Annotated in this window: 16 protein-coding genes; 3 read left to right on the forward strand and 13 right to left on the reverse strand. The window is 62.9% G+C overall.

What is annotated here, in order from left to right:
• Positions 1 to 267: 267 nt before the first annotated feature.
• Positions 268 to 1968 (reverse strand): long-chain fatty acid--CoA ligase, encoded by a 1701-nt coding sequence (locus J5286_RS02760; RefSeq protein ID WP_209189046.1) that lies wholly within the window; start codon positions 1966 to 1968, stop codon positions 268 to 270.
• Between J5286_RS02760 and J5286_RS02765 the strand changes: the two genes are divergently transcribed.
• On the forward strand, positions 1958 to 2200 hold the full coding sequence (locus J5286_RS02765) for a hypothetical protein (protein WP_209189048.1): 243 nt from the start codon (positions 1958 to 1960) through the stop codon (positions 2198 to 2200). The two genes, J5286_RS02760 and J5286_RS02765, sit on opposite strands and share 11 nt — an antisense overlap.
• 39 nt (positions 2201 to 2239) lie before the next feature.
• Positions 2240 to 2632 carry a PRC-barrel domain-containing protein gene (locus tag J5286_RS02770; protein ID WP_018898279.1) on the forward strand — a complete coding sequence of 131 codons (393 nt, stop codon included), beginning with the start codon at positions 2240 to 2242 and terminating at the stop codon, positions 2630 to 2632.
• 110 nt (positions 2633 to 2742) lie between these two features.
• Here the strand turns inward: J5286_RS02770 and J5286_RS02775 are convergent, their stop codons facing one another.
• The 6 genes from J5286_RS02775 to osmF all read right to left on the reverse strand — a co-directional run bounded on the left by J5286_RS02775 (position 2743) and on the right by osmF (position 9473).
• Positions 2743 to 5196: a glycoside hydrolase family 2 protein gene (locus J5286_RS02775; RefSeq protein ID WP_209189050.1), complete on the reverse strand. Its 2454-nt coding sequence runs from the start codon at positions 5194 to 5196 to the stop codon at positions 2743 to 2745.
• 9 nt (positions 5197 to 5205) lie between these two features.
• Positions 5206 to 5601: a VOC family protein gene (locus J5286_RS02780; RefSeq protein WP_209189052.1), complete on the reverse strand. Its 396-nt coding sequence runs from the start codon at positions 5599 to 5601 to the stop codon at positions 5206 to 5208.
• Between the two features lie 45 nt (positions 5602 to 5646).
• Positions 5647 to 6396, reverse strand: a complete 750-nt coding sequence (locus J5286_RS02785) for an ABC transporter permease (protein WP_209189054.1) — start codon at positions 6394 to 6396, stop codon at positions 5647 to 5649.
• Complete coding sequence (locus tag J5286_RS02790) at positions 6393 to 7337, reverse strand: ABC transporter ATP-binding protein (RefSeq protein ID WP_047507184.1); 945 nt, start codon at positions 7335 to 7337, stop codon at positions 6393 to 6395. Before J5286_RS02790 ends, J5286_RS02785 begins: the two co-directional genes overlap by 4 nt.
• Positions 7334 to 8500 (reverse strand): ABC transporter permease, encoded by a 1167-nt coding sequence (locus J5286_RS02795; RefSeq protein WP_209189056.1) that lies wholly within the window; start codon positions 8498 to 8500, stop codon positions 7334 to 7336. The genes J5286_RS02790 and J5286_RS02795 overlap by 4 nt, the downstream gene beginning before the upstream one ends.
• Positions 8501 to 8564: 64 nt before the next feature.
• Positions 8565 to 9473 (reverse strand): glycine betaine ABC transporter substrate-binding protein OsmF, encoded by a 909-nt coding sequence (gene osmF, locus J5286_RS02800; protein WP_209189057.1) that lies wholly within the window; start codon positions 9471 to 9473, stop codon positions 8565 to 8567.
• 287 nt (positions 9474 to 9760) lie between these two features.
• Here osmF and J5286_RS02805 point away from each other — a divergent pair, with 287 nt between their 5' ends.
• On the forward strand, positions 9761 to 10483 hold the full coding sequence (locus J5286_RS02805) for a copper homeostasis protein CutC (RefSeq protein WP_209189059.1): 723 nt from the start codon (positions 9761 to 9763) through the stop codon (positions 10481 to 10483).
• Here J5286_RS02805 and J5286_RS02810 read toward each other — a convergent pair.
• The 6 genes from J5286_RS02810 to J5286_RS02835 all read right to left on the reverse strand — a co-directional run bounded on the left by J5286_RS02810 (position 10480) and on the right by J5286_RS02835 (position 17037).
• A complete protein-coding gene (locus J5286_RS02810) occupies positions 10480 to 11496 on the reverse strand; it encodes a zinc-binding alcohol dehydrogenase family protein (RefSeq protein ID WP_209189061.1) in 1017 nt (338 codons plus the stop codon). The genes J5286_RS02805 and J5286_RS02810 overlap by 4 nt on opposite strands.
• A gap of 60 nt (positions 11497 to 11556) precedes the next feature.
• Positions 11557 to 12531 (reverse strand): ABC transporter permease, encoded by a 975-nt coding sequence (locus J5286_RS02815; protein ID WP_018898288.1) that lies wholly within the window; start codon positions 12529 to 12531, stop codon positions 11557 to 11559.
• Positions 12532 to 12553: 22 nt separating this feature from the next.
• Complete coding sequence (locus J5286_RS02820; protein WP_209189063.1) at positions 12554 to 14104, reverse strand: sugar ABC transporter ATP-binding protein; 1551 nt, start codon at positions 14102 to 14104, stop codon at positions 12554 to 12556.
• 118 nt (positions 14105 to 14222) lie between these two features.
• Positions 14223 to 15209, reverse strand: a complete 987-nt coding sequence (locus J5286_RS02825) for an ABC transporter substrate-binding protein (RefSeq protein WP_047507194.1) — start codon at positions 15207 to 15209, stop codon at positions 14223 to 14225.
• Positions 15210 to 15559: 350 nt separating this feature from the next.
• Complete coding sequence (locus J5286_RS02830) at positions 15560 to 16006, reverse strand: RbsD/FucU family protein (protein ID WP_112981972.1); 447 nt, start codon at positions 16004 to 16006, stop codon at positions 15560 to 15562.
• A gap of 11 nt (positions 16007 to 16017) precedes the next feature.
• Entirely contained in the window at positions 16018 to 17037 is a 1020-nt protein-coding gene (locus J5286_RS02835; protein ID WP_209189065.1) for an aldo/keto reductase, read from the reverse strand.
• Positions 17038 to 17064 lie beyond the last annotated feature (27 nt).

Genomic DNA, 17064 nt, shown 5'->3' on the forward strand with positions numbered 1-17064 from the left:
AGCGCTAACTCCACCTGCTGCGCTTATGTTCTTTGGAATGTGACCCGGACGCTGAGTGACCAGCTCGTCCGGGTTTTCCTCACCATAAGCGTGACGCTAAGCGGTCGAAACCACATATCATCACCTCCCGTTCTGATGGCAAGGCTCTTGCCGAAGTCGGCGCGGCCCATCCTCGCCGATAGGCCGCATTGCCGCGACCTGTGCTGCTTCTGCCTCAAAACAAGCGGATAGCAGCACAGTTTTTGGTTGTACTCAATTGCGAAAATATTACGTGCGCAGATCCTTGCGCAGGATCTTGCCGACCGGCGATTTCGGCAGCTCGGTGCGGAACTCGATGAAGCGCGGCCGCTTGTAGTTGGTGAGGTTGGCCACGCAGTGCGCCTTCACATCCGCCTCGGTCAGAGCAGGATCCTTGCGCACCACGAAGAGCTTCACTGCCTCGCCGGAATGCCCATCGGCCACACCGACGGCTGCGGCTTCCAGGATGCCAGGGTGCATCGCCGCCACTTCCTCGATCTCGTTCGGATAGACGTTGAACCCCGAGACGAGGATCATGTCCTTCTTGCGGTCGACGATCTTGGTGTAGCCGCGGGCATCCATGAAGCCCATGTCGCCGGTGCGGAAATAGCCGTCGGGTGTCATGGCGCGCGCCGTTTCATCCGGCTTGTTCCAGTATCCGGCCATCACCTGCGGCCCGCGAATGCAGATCTCGCCGACTTCGCCGAGCGGCAGCGACGCGCCGTCCTCGTTGCGGATATCGAGATCCGTGGAGGAGATCGGCAGGCCGATCGCGCCGGTGAACTCGGGCGAATCGAAGCGGTTGGCGGTGGCCACCGGCGAGGTCTCGGAAAGCCCGTACCCTTCGGTGATGTGGTTGCCGGTAATCGTCAGCCAGCGCTCCGCCACCGGCCGCTGCACGGCCATGCCGCCGCCCAGCGAAATCACCAGCGAGGAGAAATCGACCTTGGCGAATTCAGGGTTGTTCATCAGCGCGTTGAATAGCGTGTTGAGCCCGGGGAAGACGTGGACGTTGGATTTCGCGAATTCGCGCACCAGGGCAGGGATGTCGCGCGGGTTGGCGACCAGGATGTTGTGCGCGCCAAGCGACATGCCCATCAGCGAATTCACCGTCAGCGCGAAGATATGGTAGAGCGGCAGCGCGCAGAGGAAGTTCAGCACATCTGGCCGCTGGCGCTTCTCGAAGGCGGATTTCAGCCAGAGTTCCAGCTGCAGCTTGTTCGACAACAGGTTCTTGTGCGTCAGCACCGCACCCTTGGCGATCCCTGTCGTGCCGCCGGTATATTGCAGGAAGGCAATGTCGCTGCCGACAAGACCCGATGGCTTCAGCGCCGCGCCGTCACCCTCACCAAGCACCTGCTTGAAGGTCTTGTGTCGCGGGATAGACCAGGCGGGAACGAGCTTCTTCACCTTGCGCACGAGAAGATTGACAATCAGCCCCTTGGCGCCCAGCATTTCGCCGAGCGAGGTCACCACCACATGGCGCACATCGGTATGGCCAAGCACCTGCTGAACGGTGTGGGCGAAGTTTTCCAGAACGAAGATCGCCTTGGCGCCGGCATCGCGCAGCTGATGCTCCAGTTCGCGCGGCGTATAGAGCGGGTTGACGTTCACCACCACGAGCCCGGCGCGCAGGATGCCATAGACGGCGATCGGGTTCTGCAGCACGTTCGGCATCATCACCGCGACGCGATCGCCCTTCTGCAGGCCGATCGCCTGCAGCCATGCGGCGATCTTGCGCGTCTGGCTTTCCAGCTGGCGGTAGGTGAGCGTCTTGCCCATGCTGGAAAAAGCGATGCGGTCGGCATAACGCGCGCAGGATTTCTCAAGCAGCTCCGCCAGTGATTCGTATTCCAGCGCCGGAAGCTCGGCCGGTACGATCGCCGGATAGGTCGCAAGCCACGGCTTGTCGGGCCTTTCACCGCCAGGATGGGCGGAAATGCTGTTCATCGTGTCTCTCTCCCTGTCGCTGCCGGCGGGGCGCCCGTCGAAACCATTGGATGATCCTCCATCCTCCAATACGGCAGCTTATGTCATTGCTCGAATGGTTCAAGCAGCATCAGGCTACAATAACCTTGACGTAAACGTCAATATTGCGGCGCCCGCCAAAATTGCGGATCAAATTCGGGAACAACGGGCATCGGGCGACGTTTTCAATTCATACGCCAGGCACGAGGAGTAGAGGCCGGGCACAAGGAGCCAACCGAAAGGGAGTAGAGACATGCTGCAACAGGACAACGACAAGACCCTCCGTGACCCCAACGTCAAGGATACGCACTCGCTGATCGCCAGCGACCGCGTCGAAGGCACCCGCGTCTATGGCGCCGATGGCAAGCATATCGGCTCGATCGAGCGCTTGATCCTCGGCAAGAGGGATGGCCGTGTCGCCTATGCCGTGCTGAGTTTCGGCGGCTTCATGGGCATCGGCCATGACCACTACCCGCTGCCCTGGGATAAGCTGTCCTACGACACGCAGCTGGATGGCTACCGCATCGACCTGACCAAGGAACAGATCGAAGGCGCGCCAAGCTACGCGGATGATGACGACACCTGGTACAACGACAACGGCCGCCGGGTCTACGATTACTACGGCGTGCCGCCCTACTGGATGTAAGTCTCCCGCGAGGCCGGAACGGAAGGGTCCCGCCGCGTGCGGGACCCACCGACGGCCACAAAAACCTCCGGCGAAAGTCGGAGGTTTTTGCATGAGTGCTTTGGTCTATCTCAATCCGCGGACACGAGATCGTTGGCCGAGCGCAGCACCGTCCCCACCACGATATCGGCCACGCCAATCGCCGCCTGCGTATCCACCTCGAACACATGCGTCTCGCCCGGCAAAAGCGTGATCAGCATCGTATCCACCACCGCATCAGGATCGAGGCGATCGGCCATCAAGCAGAGATCTTTAAGCAGGCTGACGGCGGTCACCGCCACCGCGTATCCGTCCTCCCGCTTGCTGACCTCGATCCTCATCTCCGGCTTCGGCAGCTTGAGGTCGATATCCTCGACGAAATAGTGAAACGCCCGCCGGTCCAGCATGTCGACGACGATCACTTCATTTCCAGGGTCGTCGGCGGTCGCGATGTCCTCGGGCAGCGTGAATGCCTTCGCCTCGAACCGGTCGCAAAGCAGCCGCCAGAACTCGAACTCGGCAAGCACGGTCCCATCAAGCCGCAGCCGCTTGCCCGAGATCTTCGCCCGCCAGAACAGCGTCCGCTCGTTGACGGCAACGGCCGCGAACCCGCCTTCGCGCGGCTGGATCGTCAGAAGCCGGGGATCGAAAGCCTGGCGCATCGCGTACCAGAGCGGCTTGCGTCGCCCGGCCGAATCCAGCGCCGCCCAGGAGGTCACCGGCCAGCAATCGTTGAACTGCCAGACGACCGCGCCCTTGCAGATATCGCGGTGCGAGCGCATGTGCTCGACCGCAAAGCGGATGGCGCGGGCCTGGTTCAGCTGCGTGGCGAAATGCCAGTCGTTCATCGTCTGCGGCTCGGGCAGATGGCCGGCCAGCCCACGGATCAGCTTGTCATTGCCCTGCGTGGCCTTCTGGTGATGGAAGACGCCGTTGGAGATCGGCGTCAGCGGCGCGTCGTGCACGCTTTCTTCCAGCGTCGCCCAGTTGGGCGGTGCCTGCCAGCCGAATTCAGAGCAGAAGCGCGGGATATAGTTGCGGTAGACCTCATAGCCCACGTCGTTCCACACATCCCAGATATGCTTGCACCCATGCGCATCCGCATTCGGCTCGATCTCCATCGTGCCGGAATAGGGGCTGCCGGGGTAGTAGGGCCGCTCGGGATCGAGCTCGGCGCATAGCCTCGGCAGGATGTCGAGATAGTAGCCGAGCCCCCAGCTCTCGCCCTCCTTGATGATCGGCCGCCAGCCCCACTCGTCGAAGCCCCAGATATTCTCGTTGTTGCCGTTCCAGACAATCAGCGATGGATGCGGCATCAGCCGCGCGACGTTGTCGCGCACCTCCGCCTCGACCTCGCCACGGAGCGGCTCTTCCTCGGGATAGGAGGCGCAGGCGAACAGGAAATCCTGCCACACCAGCATGCCCACGCGGTCGCATTCCTCGTAGAACTCGTCCCGCTCGAAGATACCGCCGCCCCATACCCGCAACAGGTTGATGTTGGCGGCCTTCGCCTCGTCGATCCGCGAGGCATAGCGCTCGGCCGTGACCCGCGATGGGAAGCAATCGTCGGGGATCCAGTTCGCGCCGCAGAGAAACAGCGGCACGTCGTTGATCACGAAGGTGAAGGCCGAGCCATGTTCGTCCGGGGAGGTATCGAGCCGCACCGAGCGGAAGCCGATCTGCTTGGCGTATTCGTCGAGCAGTTCATCGCTCTCGCCATCGCGCAATTCGACATGCAACGGATAAAGCGGCTGCGCGCCGAGATGATGCGGCCACCAGATCTGCGGCGAGGGTACGCGCACCTGGAAACTGACCTCGTCGGTCCCGGCCGCGACGATCTCGCTATGCGTGACACCGCCGATGTTGGCCGTGATGCGGCAATCGCCGACGCCGCCCGCGCGCGCGATCTTCGCCCGCACCGTCACCACCCCGTCTCCACCGGCAAGCGTTGCCGAAACCAGCGTCTCGGCAAGTCGCGCCTTCGCCCAGCGCTCCAGCCGCACCGGCTTCCAGATCCCCGCCGTCACCAGCGTCGGACCCCAGTCCCAGCCGAAATTGCAGGCCATCTTGCGCATCAGGTTGCCGGGGCCGGGATAGTTGTTCGGCCGATAGCCGTAATGCGCTTCCATCTCCGCGCCGTAGGCGTAAGCCGAGCGGAAGGTCACGACCAGCTCGTTGCCCTCGGCCTTCAGGCGATCGGAAACGTCGAAGCGATAGGTCCTGTTCATGTTGAACGTCTGGCCGATCTCTTCGCCATTGAGCGAGATCGTCGCCACCGTATCCAGCCCGTCGAAGACAAGCTCCTGCACGAGATCGGCATCGGGTGATGCGTCGAAGCGGCAGCGATAGGTCCAGTCCTCCCGGCCGATCCAGTCATTGGTGATCTCGTTGACGTCGACATAGGGATCGGGGATCAACCCGCTTGCCAGAAGGTCCAGATGGACGCATCCGGGCACATGCGCCGGCACCATTTTCGGCAGATCCGGCTTTCCTGCAACGTTACAGTTGAGGGTCCAGCCGGTATGCAGGTCTGTCTTGGAAATCATCGGGTTCTCTTAGAGATAGCGGCCGTGGCGCTGCAGGACTTCGATCTTGTAGCCGTCGGGATCGGTAATGAAGAAGAACAGGGCGAGCAGCTTGCCGTCCCGGTTGAGCTCCGTGAGCTTGCCGGGATTGAGCCCGGCTTCCGTCAGCCGCTTGTGCTCGACGGCGACCTCGTCGACCGACACCGCCAGATGCCCATAGCCGTCGCCGAGATTATAAGCCTCAACACGGCCCTTGTTGATGGTCAGCTCCAGCTCGAAGCCGGTCTCGCGGTTGCTGAGATAGATCAGTGTAAAGGTGTCGAAATCGATGCGGTCGGCGACCTCGAGCCCGAAGACCTTGCCGTAGAATTCGACCGAGCGCGCTTCGTCGAGAACGCGGATCATCGAGTGAATCATCTTGGCCAAGGCTGCCTCCATCGTGCGCATCAGGCCGCTTTGGTAGCTGCTGCCTTAGGCGGTGCGCAAGCCCATTCTTCGCGTCATCACGCTTTCCACCAAACCCACCGCGTCATAGATCAACAGCGCCATCAGCCCGACGATCAGGCCGCCCTGCAGGATGAAGGCCGTGTTGTCAGATATCAGCCCGGCGATGATCACTTCCCCCAGCCCCTTGGCCGCCACCGTCGAGCCGATCGTCGCCGTCCCGATATTGATCACGGTCGCCACCTTCACGCCCTCGATGATCAGCGGCAGCGCCAGGGGCAGTTCCACCTGGAACAGCCGCTGCGTCGGGTTCATGCCCATGCCGTCGGCGGCATCGAGCACGGCGGGGGAGACCTGACGAAGGCCGGAAATGGTGTTTTCGAAGATCGGCAGTAGCCCGTAGAGAAACAGCGCCACCAGCGTCGGCCCGGCACCAAACCCCATGGCCGGCACCGCCAGCGCCAGCACCGCGACCGGCGGAAAGGTCTGGCCGGCATTGGCGATGGCGCGCGACAGCGGCAGGAAATCGGCGCCGCTCCGCCGCGTCACGAAGACCCCGCCCGAAATGGCGACCACGGCGCTCCCGACAATCGAGATCAGCACCAACTGCAGATGCCCGAGCGCCAGAAGCGGCAGGCTGCTTTGCGTGTAGACGGCCGGCGCGTTGTTCTTGGTGAGCGGCGTCAGCAGGAAGGACAGCCACTCCGTCCGGAATAACAGGATCAGGAGCAGCGCCAAGGCCGCGACGCGAAAGAGGTTGGCGGTCAGAACCTTCATTCCTTGCGGCCCAATTCCAGCAGGTGCGACATCGAGATCGACCCGATCGCCGCCTTCTTCTCGTTCTCGACGGCGGCTTCGTCGATGCCCTGCCAGATCATCTCGGCCAGCGCGTCGCGCAGGCTGAGCGATTGCGGCAGGCCGTGGTCGAGCCCGGCCTTGGCCGGCGCCATGCCCGATGTCAGCGGCAGCAGCGACATGCGCTTCAGCGCCCTGTCGGTCGTTCCCGTCAGCTGCTGCACGAAGGGGTCGGCGGGCTCGGTGATGATCTTCTCCGGCGTCGAATATTGCAGCAGCCTGCCGCCGCGCATCACCGCGATCCGGTTGCCGAGGTGGAAGGCCTCGTCCATGTCATGCGTGACGAGAATGATCGTCGTGCCGAACTGCTTCTGGATCGCCAGCAGGTCGTCCTGCGCCTTGCCGCGAATGACGGGGTCGAGCGCGCCGAAGGGTTCATCCATGATCAGCACCTCCGGCCCCGCTGCCAGCGCCCGCGCAACGCCGACGCGCTGTTGCTCGCCACCGGAAAGTTGATGCGGATATTTCCTGGCGAAGGATTTGGGGTCGAGATTGAAGAGGCCGAGCAGTTCGTCGACGCGGGCGTCGATCCTGCCGCGCTCCCAGCCGAGGAGCTGCGGCACCGTCGCGATGTTCTGCGCCACCGTGCGGTGCGGAAAGAGCCCGTTGCCCTGGATCACGTAGCCGATATTGCGGCGCAGCTCCGTCTCCGGCACATCGGCCACGTTGCGCCCGCCGACGCGGATTTCGCCCGAGGTCATCGGCACCAGCCGGTTGATCATCCGGATCAGCGTCGACTTGCCGGAGCCCGAGGTGCCGACGATGACGGTGATCTCTCCCTTCTCGACCGCCATCGACACATTGTCGACCACAGTCGTGTCGCCGTAGCGCTTGGTGACGTTGCGGATGTCGATCATGCTCATGCGGCAGGTTCCCGTATGCTGTCGGCGACCGCATCGAGAATGACGGCCGAAGAGAAGGCGAAGATGACGGTCGGCACGGCGCCGAGAAGAACGAGGTCCATGGCCGTCTGGCCAAGCCCCTGGAAGATGAAGACACCGAACCCGCCACCGCCGATCAGCGCCGCCACCGTCACCAGCCCGATCGCCTGCACCAAAACGATGCGAATGCCCGTGAGGATGACAGGCAGCGCCAGCGGCAGGTCTATGCCGGTAAGGATCTGGCGGCGCGTCAGCCCCATGCCGGCGGCTGCATCGCGCACGGCGGGGTCGACACCCTCGAGACCGACGACGGTGTTGGCGACGATCGGCAGCAGCGAATAGAGCACCAGCGCGATCAGCGCGGGTGCCGCGCCGATGCCGCTGATCCCGAGCGCTGCAGCCAAGGGAACCTGCACCGCGAGATAGCCAAGCGGCAGCATCAGCAGGCCGAAGAGCGCGAGGCTCGGGATCGTCTGGATCAGGCTCAGCCCCTGCAAGAGCGCCGCCCGGAGCTTGGGCACCCAGAAGCAGACGATGCCGAGCGGCAGGCCGATCACCACCGAGATCGCCAGCGAGCCGAAGGCCAGCTCAACATGCGTCCATGCCTCCGCCCAGAACTGGTCGCCGCGATTGGCGAATTCGCGCATGATCGAGAGACTGTCGAGCAGCCCCGACCAGAGAAAGATACCGAGCAGGCAGGCGTAGGCGATCAGCGCCGCGACCCGCATCCACGGCTTCAGCCGCACCTTCACCAGCGCGTCCGATATGATCAGCGATGTCACCGCGAGCAGCACCCAGAAGCCGCCGCCCGGCGTCATCCGCGCCGCCGTGCTGCCCTCGGGCGTAAACGATGTCGCCACGAACCCGATCGCCGCCAGCAATGCCGCCAGACAGAGCGTCGAGATCGCAAGCCGCGCATAGGCGTTTTCGAGAAACAGCACCGCGCAGGCCGAGAGAATGAGGAGCAGGGTGAGGATGATGACGGACGGCTGGTCCAGAAGCTGCATCAGCAGCATCGGCTTGCCCGATGCGATCCGGTTTGCCTTCACGTATATGAATGGCAGCAATGCCGCCGCCGCGACGCCCGCGACCACGAGAACGACGCCGAGCCGGTCCAGTCTGCGGACCGCTAAGGTTTCTTCCATCGATCCATCCCAGCCTGGAAGGAAAACGGCTCCGCATCCATTGCTGGATACGAAGCGTCGGCGATTACTTCAGGAAGCCTTTTTCCTTCAGATAGGCCTCGGCAACGCTTTTCGCCGGCTCGCCATCGACCTGGATCTTGCCGTTCAGCTTGCGCAGCTCGTCGGCGGTCAGGCTCTGGAAGATCGGCGCCAGGATCTCTTCGATCTTCGGGTTGGCCTTCAGCACCTCCTCGCGGATGATCGGCGTCGGCGCATAGACCTGCTGCACGCTCTTGTCGTCTTCGAGCACGGTGAGCTCGGCGGCCTCGATCGCACCGTCGGTGCCGTAGACCATGGCGGAGTTGGCGCCGTTCGTCTGGTCGGCGGCGGCCTTGATGGTGGCAGCGGTATCACCGCCCGAGAGCACGATTTCCTGCTCCGGCTTCAGTGTGAACCCGTAGGTCGTCTGAAATGCCGGCAGCGCGCCGGCGGTGTTGACGAACTCAGCCGATGCCACCAGCTTCGCCTCGCCGCCACCGGCAACCCACTTGCCGAAATCGGACATGCTCTTCAGGTTGTTTTTCCCGGCAACGTCGTTACGCACGGCGATCGCCCATGTGTTGTTGGCGGGCGAGGGCGTCAGCCAGACGATCCTGTTGGCGTCGTAATCCAGCTTCTTGGCCATGTCATAGCCCTGCTGGATGTTCTTCCAGGCCGCATCGTCGGGCTTGTTGAAGAAGAAGCCGGCATTGCCGGTGTATTCGGGATAGATGTCGATCTCGCCTGCGGTGATCGCCTTGCGCAACACGGGCGTGGCGCCGAGCGCGATGCGGTCCTTCGTCTTGATGCCGTTGGCATTCAGCGCCAGCGCGATCACGTTGCCGAGCAGCGTGCCCTCCGTGTCGATCTTCGACGACACCACGACATCCGCGGCCTGCACCGCACCTGCCGTCAGGGCACAGAGCGATACGGCAAGGACTATTCTCTTCAGCATGACCATCCCCTTTAATCCTTCAAAGGCGCGGAAAGCCTTGGCGCAAGGCGAACCGCTCGAAACTCCCCGGCGAAGACAGCGGACTGTCGGCGACCGATCCAATGCGTAACTGACATAGTGTGCACGATTGAAAAATCGATGCGATTGCGAAAATACTGTTCACGACGATGTCCAATCGATCGATGACCGATCGTCTTCGGGTCTCCGCTCGCAAATCCAACTCTGCGATGCTAACTCGAAGATCAGGCTTGGGCTTGGACGATCATGAGATGACGAGGGAGGAAAGCGTGACAATCTTGCTTGAGGTATGCGTCGATAGCCCGCGCGGTCTGGCGGCGGCCATTGAGGGCGGCGCCGATCGTATCGAATTGTGCTCGGCGCTCGAGATTGGCGGGCTCACCCCCGTCGCCGGCATGATGAAGGCGGCAGCCGCCGCTCCCATTCCCGTCTACGCGATGATCCGCCCGCATGCCGGCCCCTTCGTGTTCGACAGCGGCGATGAAGCGGCAATGATGGCGGATATCGATGCCGTCAGAGCCTTCGGCCTCGCAGGCGTGGTCATCGGGGCAAACCTTGCCGATGGCACGCTCAACATGCCGCTGCTGCGCCGTTTGAAAGCACATGCAGCCGGCCTCGGCTCGACGCTGCACCGCGCCTTCGATCTCGTTCCCGATCCCGATGCCGCCTTGGAGCAGGCGGTCGAACTCGGCTGCGAGCGCATCCTCACCTCCGGCTGCATCCCCAAGGCCATCGATGGCCTGGAGACATTGGCGCGACTATCGAATAAAGCGGCCGGGCGGATCTCGATCATGCCCGGCAGCGGCGTGCGTCCCGCCAACGCGCCGCAGATCCTGCGCGCCACCGGTGCCCGCGAAATTCACGGCTCCTGCAGCTCGCCGGTTGCAAGCGTCGATCCCCGCGCGGTCGCCTTCGGTTTCGAGGCGGCGTCGCCCAACCGGACGGACGCGTCCATCGTGCGCCAGATGCGCGAGGCGATCGATAGTCTTTAGCCGACCTTGATGACGGCCTTGATCAGGCCGCTCTTCTCATGCGCCCAGCGGGTCAGATCGCGCGGGGCATCGGTAAGCGTCGTGCGGTGGGTGATCAACCGATCCACCGGCACGAGACCGTTGGCGATCGAGGCCGCCACATGCTCGAAGTCGATCCGCGTCGCATTGCGGCTGCCGATCACCATCATCTCGCGCTTGTGAAACTCGGGGTCAGAGAAGCGGATATCGTCCTTGACGACGCTGACCAGAACCAGCGCGCCGCCATGCGCGACGAACTGGAACGCCTTCTCCATCGAGGGGCCGTAGCCGGTCGCGTCGAAAACGACGTCGAAGCCATCCCCGCCAGTCTTCGCCTTGACCGCGTCGAGGCTCGCATCATTGGCGACGATGCCCGATGTGAAGCCGAAGCGCTCGGCGGCCATCTCCAGCCGCTCGGCGCTGGTGTCGAGCAAGGTCACCTCATGGCCAGCGATCCGCGAAAAGATCGCAGCCCCAAGGCCGATCGGCCCGGCGCCGATGACAAGCGCGCGTGAGCCTGCGGGCGAAAGCGAGCGGCGTACGGCATGCGCCCCGATCGCCAGGAATTCCACCGTCGCCGCCGCCTCGAGGCTCAGCCCCTGCGCGGCATAGAGATTGCCCGCCGGAACCGTGATCTCCTCGCAGAATGCCCCATCGGTGTGGACGCCGAGCACCTTGATGTCGGTGCAGCAGTTCGCCTTGTCCTTGCGGCAGGCAACGCATCGGCCGCAGGAGATATACGGGTTAACGATCACAGACGTGCCGACCGCGATCTCGACGCCGGTGCCGGTTTCCAACACGGTTGCCGAGATCTCGTGGCCCATCACCCGCGGATATTCTAGAAACGGATGCTTGCCCTCGAAGATATGGTAGTCGGTGCCGCAGATGCCGACATGGCTGACGGCAAGCCGCGCCCAGCCGGCTTCAGGCGTGCCGGGAGAGGGGCGTTCGACGATCTCGAGAACACCCGGTTGTTGGCAAAGCACGGCTTTCATGACGGTTCCTGCATTCGATTGAAAGGAAGCCGGCGAGTGGCCGGCTCCCTGTATTGGTATTTAGGAGCTGCGACGACGGCGCAGCTGATCGAAGTAGACGATCACGATGATCAGCAGGCCGGTGATGATGCGCTGCCAGAACGAGTTGACGTTGAGCAGGTTCGCGCCGTTGTTGATCGTGGCCAGGATGAAGGCGCCGATCAGTGGACCATGCACGGAGCCGACCGCGCCGAACAGCGAGGTGCCGCCGATGACCGACGAGGCGATCGCCTGCAGTTCCCAACCGTCCGCCTGCGTGGCGTTGCCGATGGCGATACGCGAGGCCAGCAGCACGCCGACGAAGGCCGCGAAGGTCGCCGACAGGATGTAGGCCATGTAGATGATGGCATTGACCCGGACACCCGAAAGACGCGCCGCTTCACGATTGGAGCCGACCGCGAAAAGATAGCGGCCCCAGCGGCTGAGATGCAGGAAGATGTAGGAGGGGATCGCGACCAGCACGACCATCCAGAACAGGCTCGGGACGCCGAGGAAGTCGGCGCGGGCGAAGTTCGTGAAGGGCTCGTTGACGATGTTGATCGTCGAGCCGTTGGTGATCAGAAGCCCGATGCCGCGCAGCGACGTCAGCGTCGCCAGCGTGATGATGAAGGGCGGCAGGCCCATCTTGACGATGCCGAAGCCATGAAACACCCCGATGCCGACGCCGATCAGAAGCGTGATCAGGATCGCCGCCCAGACGGGGAAGCCCGCCTGCAGCAGCCAGGCAAGAATAACCGTACAGAAGCCGACGATCGCGCCGACGGAAAGGTCGATGCCGGCGGTGATGATCACGAAGGTCTGGCCAAGCGCCAGGATCGCCGTCATCGCGCCCTGGCGCAGAAGGTTGGAGATATTGAGCGGCGTCCAGAAGCTGGCGGTGACGACGCCGAGCAGGATCCACAGGAAGGCCAGGAGACCGATCAGGGTCAGGCCGAACAGGATGTTGACCTTGCGGCGCGGCGGCGGCGCGGCGATCTCGGTGGGGGTTACGGTCATTTTCTCTCTCCCTCTTGTTCTTTTAGACGCCGATCGCTTCGCTCAGCACTTCTTCATGCGTGGCGGCGTGGAAGTCGTGGCTCGCCACCAACTGGCCACTGCGGAACACATGCAGCCGGTCCGCCAATTCGTAGACCTCGGGCAGGTAGGAGGAGATGAGAATGATCCCCGCGCCCTGCTTGAGAAGCTTGGCGAACAGCCGGTAGATTTCCGCCTTCGTGCCGACATCGACGCCGACGGTCGGCTCGTCGAAGATGAAGAGCCGCGCCCCATGGCTCAGCCACTTGCCGATGACCACCTTCTGCTGGTTGCCCCCCGACATCGCCGACACCAGCACCCGCCGGCTGGGCGTCTTGATCGCGAGATCGCGGATCTGCTGGTCGGCGTTCTGCGTCTCCTCGCTGTGGCTGATGACAGGTCCCTTGCTCAACCGCTTGAAGACCGGCAGGTTGATGTTGAGGCCGATTGGAAGGTTGAGGCAGAGGCCTTGGTCGCGGCGGCTTTCCGGCGCCAGCGCGATGCCGAGCTCCATCGCGGTGCGCTCGTCCTTGATGTTGACCCTCTTGCCCATCCAGTGGATTTCGCCGGCCGTGGTCTTCTCGCGGCCGTAGAGCCCGAGCGCGAACTCGCTGCGCCCGGCGCCGATCAGACCGTATAGGCCGACGATCTGCCCCGCCTTCACCGAAAGCGACACGTTCTCGAAGCCCGGCCCGGACAAGCCGCGCACATCAACAATGGTCTCGCCGATCGCAATCTCTTCCTTGTGATAGATCTGCTCGATCGAGCGGTTGATCATCAGCGCGATCAGTTCGTTCTCGTTGGTCTCGCCGATATCGCGCGTTCCCACATGCGTGCCGTCACGCAGAACCGAGACGCGGTCCGCCAGTTCGAAGACTTCTTCCATGCGGTGGCTGATGTAGACGATCGTCACGCCTTCGTTCTGCAGGCGGCGGATCAGCTTGAAGAGCTGCGCGGATTCCTGACGCGTCAGATAGGCGGTGGGCTCGTCGAAGATCAGGAACTGCGTGCCGCGCATCGCGGCGCGTGCGGTCGCGACCAGCTGCTGCTGGCCGATCGTGAGATCGCTAAGCGGAACGCCGGCAGGAAGGCCGAAGCCGAGATCGTTGAGGACAGCCTGCGCCATCTTCTCCATCTCGCGCTTGCGCATCAGGCCGAATTGGTTGACCTCGTCGCCGAGGAAAAGATTGGCCGCCACGCTGAGATGCGGGCAGAGCACGACTTCCTGGTGCACGGCGTTGATGCCGCGCGCGATCGCCTCGTTGGGCGTCGCCAGCGCGACCGGGTGTCCGCACCAGAGGACTTCGCCGGCGGTGCGGGTGATGACGCCGGTCAGAAGCTTGATCAGCGTCGACTTGCCGGCGCCGTTTTCGCCGACGATCGCGTGGATCTCTCCGGCAAGGAAGGTGACAGTTGCCGGCTTCAGCGCCTGCACATATCCGTAATTCTTCTGCAATCCCTTGAGTTCGAGGATCGGGGCACCCGCGGGTACGCGGTTCGCCTCCTTCAGCTTGGCGCTGTCATCGTGGCGATGACTGACCTCTTCCAGGCTCATTTGCGTCTCCTCCTCGCGAATTGCCATGTCGTCCTTCGCCGTCCGCTCCCCTTGAGGAGTTCGGCCGAAGGGAAGAAGCGCCGTGCGGGATCGCTCCCGCACGGCGCTCGTCAGGTTTTTACTTGATCTTCGGGTTCAGGAGCGCGTCGATCTTCGGGTCGCTCATGTTGGCCTTGGTGACGAGGTTGGCGCCGGTATCGACGTTTGCCTCGACCTTTTCGCCCTTGGACACGGCAAGCGCGGTCTTCACGCCGTCATAGCCCATGCGATAGGGATCCTGCACCACGAGGCCGGCAATCGAGCCGTCCTTGAGGAAGCCGACCGTCTTGTCGTCGCTGTCAAACGCGATGACCTTGATCTTGTCGCCGAGCTTGTTTTCGGCGATCGCCTGGCCGACGCCCTGGCCGAGGATGAGGTTCGAGGCGAACACACCCACGAGGTTCGGGTTGGCGGTGATCAGGTCGGTCATCATGTTGAGGCCGGTCGTTGCCTGGCCGTCACCATACTTGTCGGCGATGAGCTTGAGGCCCGGATGCTTGGTCTTCAGCTGATCGAGGAAGCCTTCGCGGCGCTGCTCGAGCGAGCCGACGCCGGGTAGGTTGGTCAGGATGACGACTTCGCCTTCTTCCTTGCCGGTCATTTCCTTGATCGCCGCTGCCAGGCCGTCGGCTGCGATGCGGCCGCCCTGGACGTTATCGGTGGTGAGGAACGACTTGAAGGCCTTCGAATCCGCGCCGGAGTCGATGCCGATGATCGGAACGGACTTGGCGGCTTCATCGATCGGCTTGCCGAGCGCCTTGAATTCGGTCGGCGAGATGACGATAGCGGCCGGCTTGCCGGCAACGGCGTTCTCGAGAATGCTGATCTGGCCGTTCACGTCGGACTCGGCCTGTGCGCCAAGCTCCGGCACCTTGACGCCGAGATCCTGACCCGCCTTGCGGGCACCGGCCAGCACGATCTGCCAGTAGAAGGACGTGGTGTCCTTGACGATGATAGGAATGGTCACGTCTGCCGCGAAGGACGGCATCGGCACGGCTGTTGCCATGACGGCGGCGCCCGCAAGAGCGGTAAAGGCGCGACGCGAAAGAATGGACTTCATGCGCATGTTGGTTCTCCTCCAAGTGCGTTCTTCCTCCAGGAAATCTCTCGCGAACGCGAACGAGAGACTTTTATCGATAAAAAACATTTACGAGTTTGAAGCTAGCCGAGGCCTGCCTTGTTTGCAAGACCGCGCCGGATAAGCCCTTTGGCTCTTTCCGGACCAGTCCTGCACCCGCTTATCGATCGAGCCGCCGGCGTCAAAACGCCGGCAACTCCCCATTCCCAATCTCGTTGCCTTTTCCTCCGAGGCCAGACGTCCCTCCAAGACATCCGGCCGAAAAGGCCCCGAGTTCGATTTATGAAACATAGGTTCCGCGTGAATGTCAATACGGAACGTTTATTCCGTTTCTCTCTTTATCCCCAGAATACCTCGTCCGGCAGCACGACGCCTTTCTTCAGGATGATGTTGCCGTAGAGGCGAAACTCGGTGGTCGCGACGATATAGGCGGCCTTGCGCGACCGTTCGTAGAAGGCGAAACGCTCGAGCGTCGAAATGCCAAAATCGCCCGCGCGCTTGGACACAATGGTCTGAAATTCCTTGCAAACCTCGGGCACAGCGGTCGGATCGCCCACCACTTCCATGACCCAGGCCGATTCCGGCACAAACGTATCGAGCGGCATATGCGTCAGGATCGCTTCCGCCATGGTCGTGGCACTGACGCCATCGGCGCGGATCATTTCCGGGCCCATGGAAAAAGACGGGAAGTTGGCGTCGGCGATGACGATCTCGTCTCCATGGCCCATGCGCGCGATCGCGCACAACAGGTCGGGGCTGAGGACGGGATGAATTCCTTTAAGCATTCTGTTTTTCCTTAAACGCGAACAGCATCGTCGCCGAGTGGCGGCGCAACGAGAGTGAAGCTATCGAATTCCGGATAGATCGTCTCCGGCAAAATCGGTGAGAAGAGGTCCATGTTGCGCGTCACGCTGGATGCCTTGCCGGTGCCGATCAGCACCGACGACACGAGCGGATCGCGCAGCGCGAACTGCAGCGCCGGCGCGGCGAGCGATACACCGTTCCTGGCTGCGACCGCTTCCATGCCGCGCACCTTGGCGAGCACCTCTTCGGTCGCCGGCATATAGTCGAAGTTCGACCCCGCCACCGCACCGGTCGCGAGAATACCAGAGTTGAAGACGCCGCCGACCACAAGCGAAGTTCCCTTCTTGCGGCAGAGCGGCAAGAGTTCGGCTTCGGCCGATCGGTCGAGCAGCGTGTAGCGCCCGGCCATCAGGATGCAGTCGATATCGGCATTGCGCATCACGTCGAGGCACACAGGCACCTCGTTGACGCCAAGCCCGAAGGCCTTGATCGCGCCCGATGCCTTCAGTTCTTCCAGCGCCTTGATGCCGGTATCGAGGAACTGCTTGAGATAGACGGCATTCTTCGCCGCGCCATGCGTATAGCCGCCGATATCGTGGACATAGAGAATGTCGATCCGGTTCAGCCCCAGCCGCGCGTAGCTGAATTCGACCGAGCGCATGATGCCGTCATAGGAATAGTCGTAATCGGCGTCGAAGGAGAGCGGATCGACATAGGAATAGTCGGGAACTGTGCCCGTCGGCACCGGGCGCAGCAGCCGTCCGACCTTGGTGGAGAGCACCCATTCGCTTTCCGGCTTGCCGCGCAGGAAATCGCCGACATGGCGCTCGCCGAGTCCCAGCCCATACCAGGGTGCGACGTCGAAATAGCGGATGCCGCTATCCCATGCCGCGTCGAGCGTTTGCATGGCCTGTTCGCGCGGGCAGGCGCGGTAGAGGCCGCCAAGGGCTGCGGCGCCGAAGCTCACTTCGGTCACCTCTAGCTCGGTCCGGCCGATCCTCCTCGTCTTCATCATTCCTCCCTGAAGACTGTCGATATT

The organism is Rhizobium sp. 16-488-2b, assembly GCF_017741815.1.
Taxonomy (GTDB): domain Bacteria; phylum Pseudomonadota; class Alphaproteobacteria; order Rhizobiales; family Rhizobiaceae; genus Rhizobium.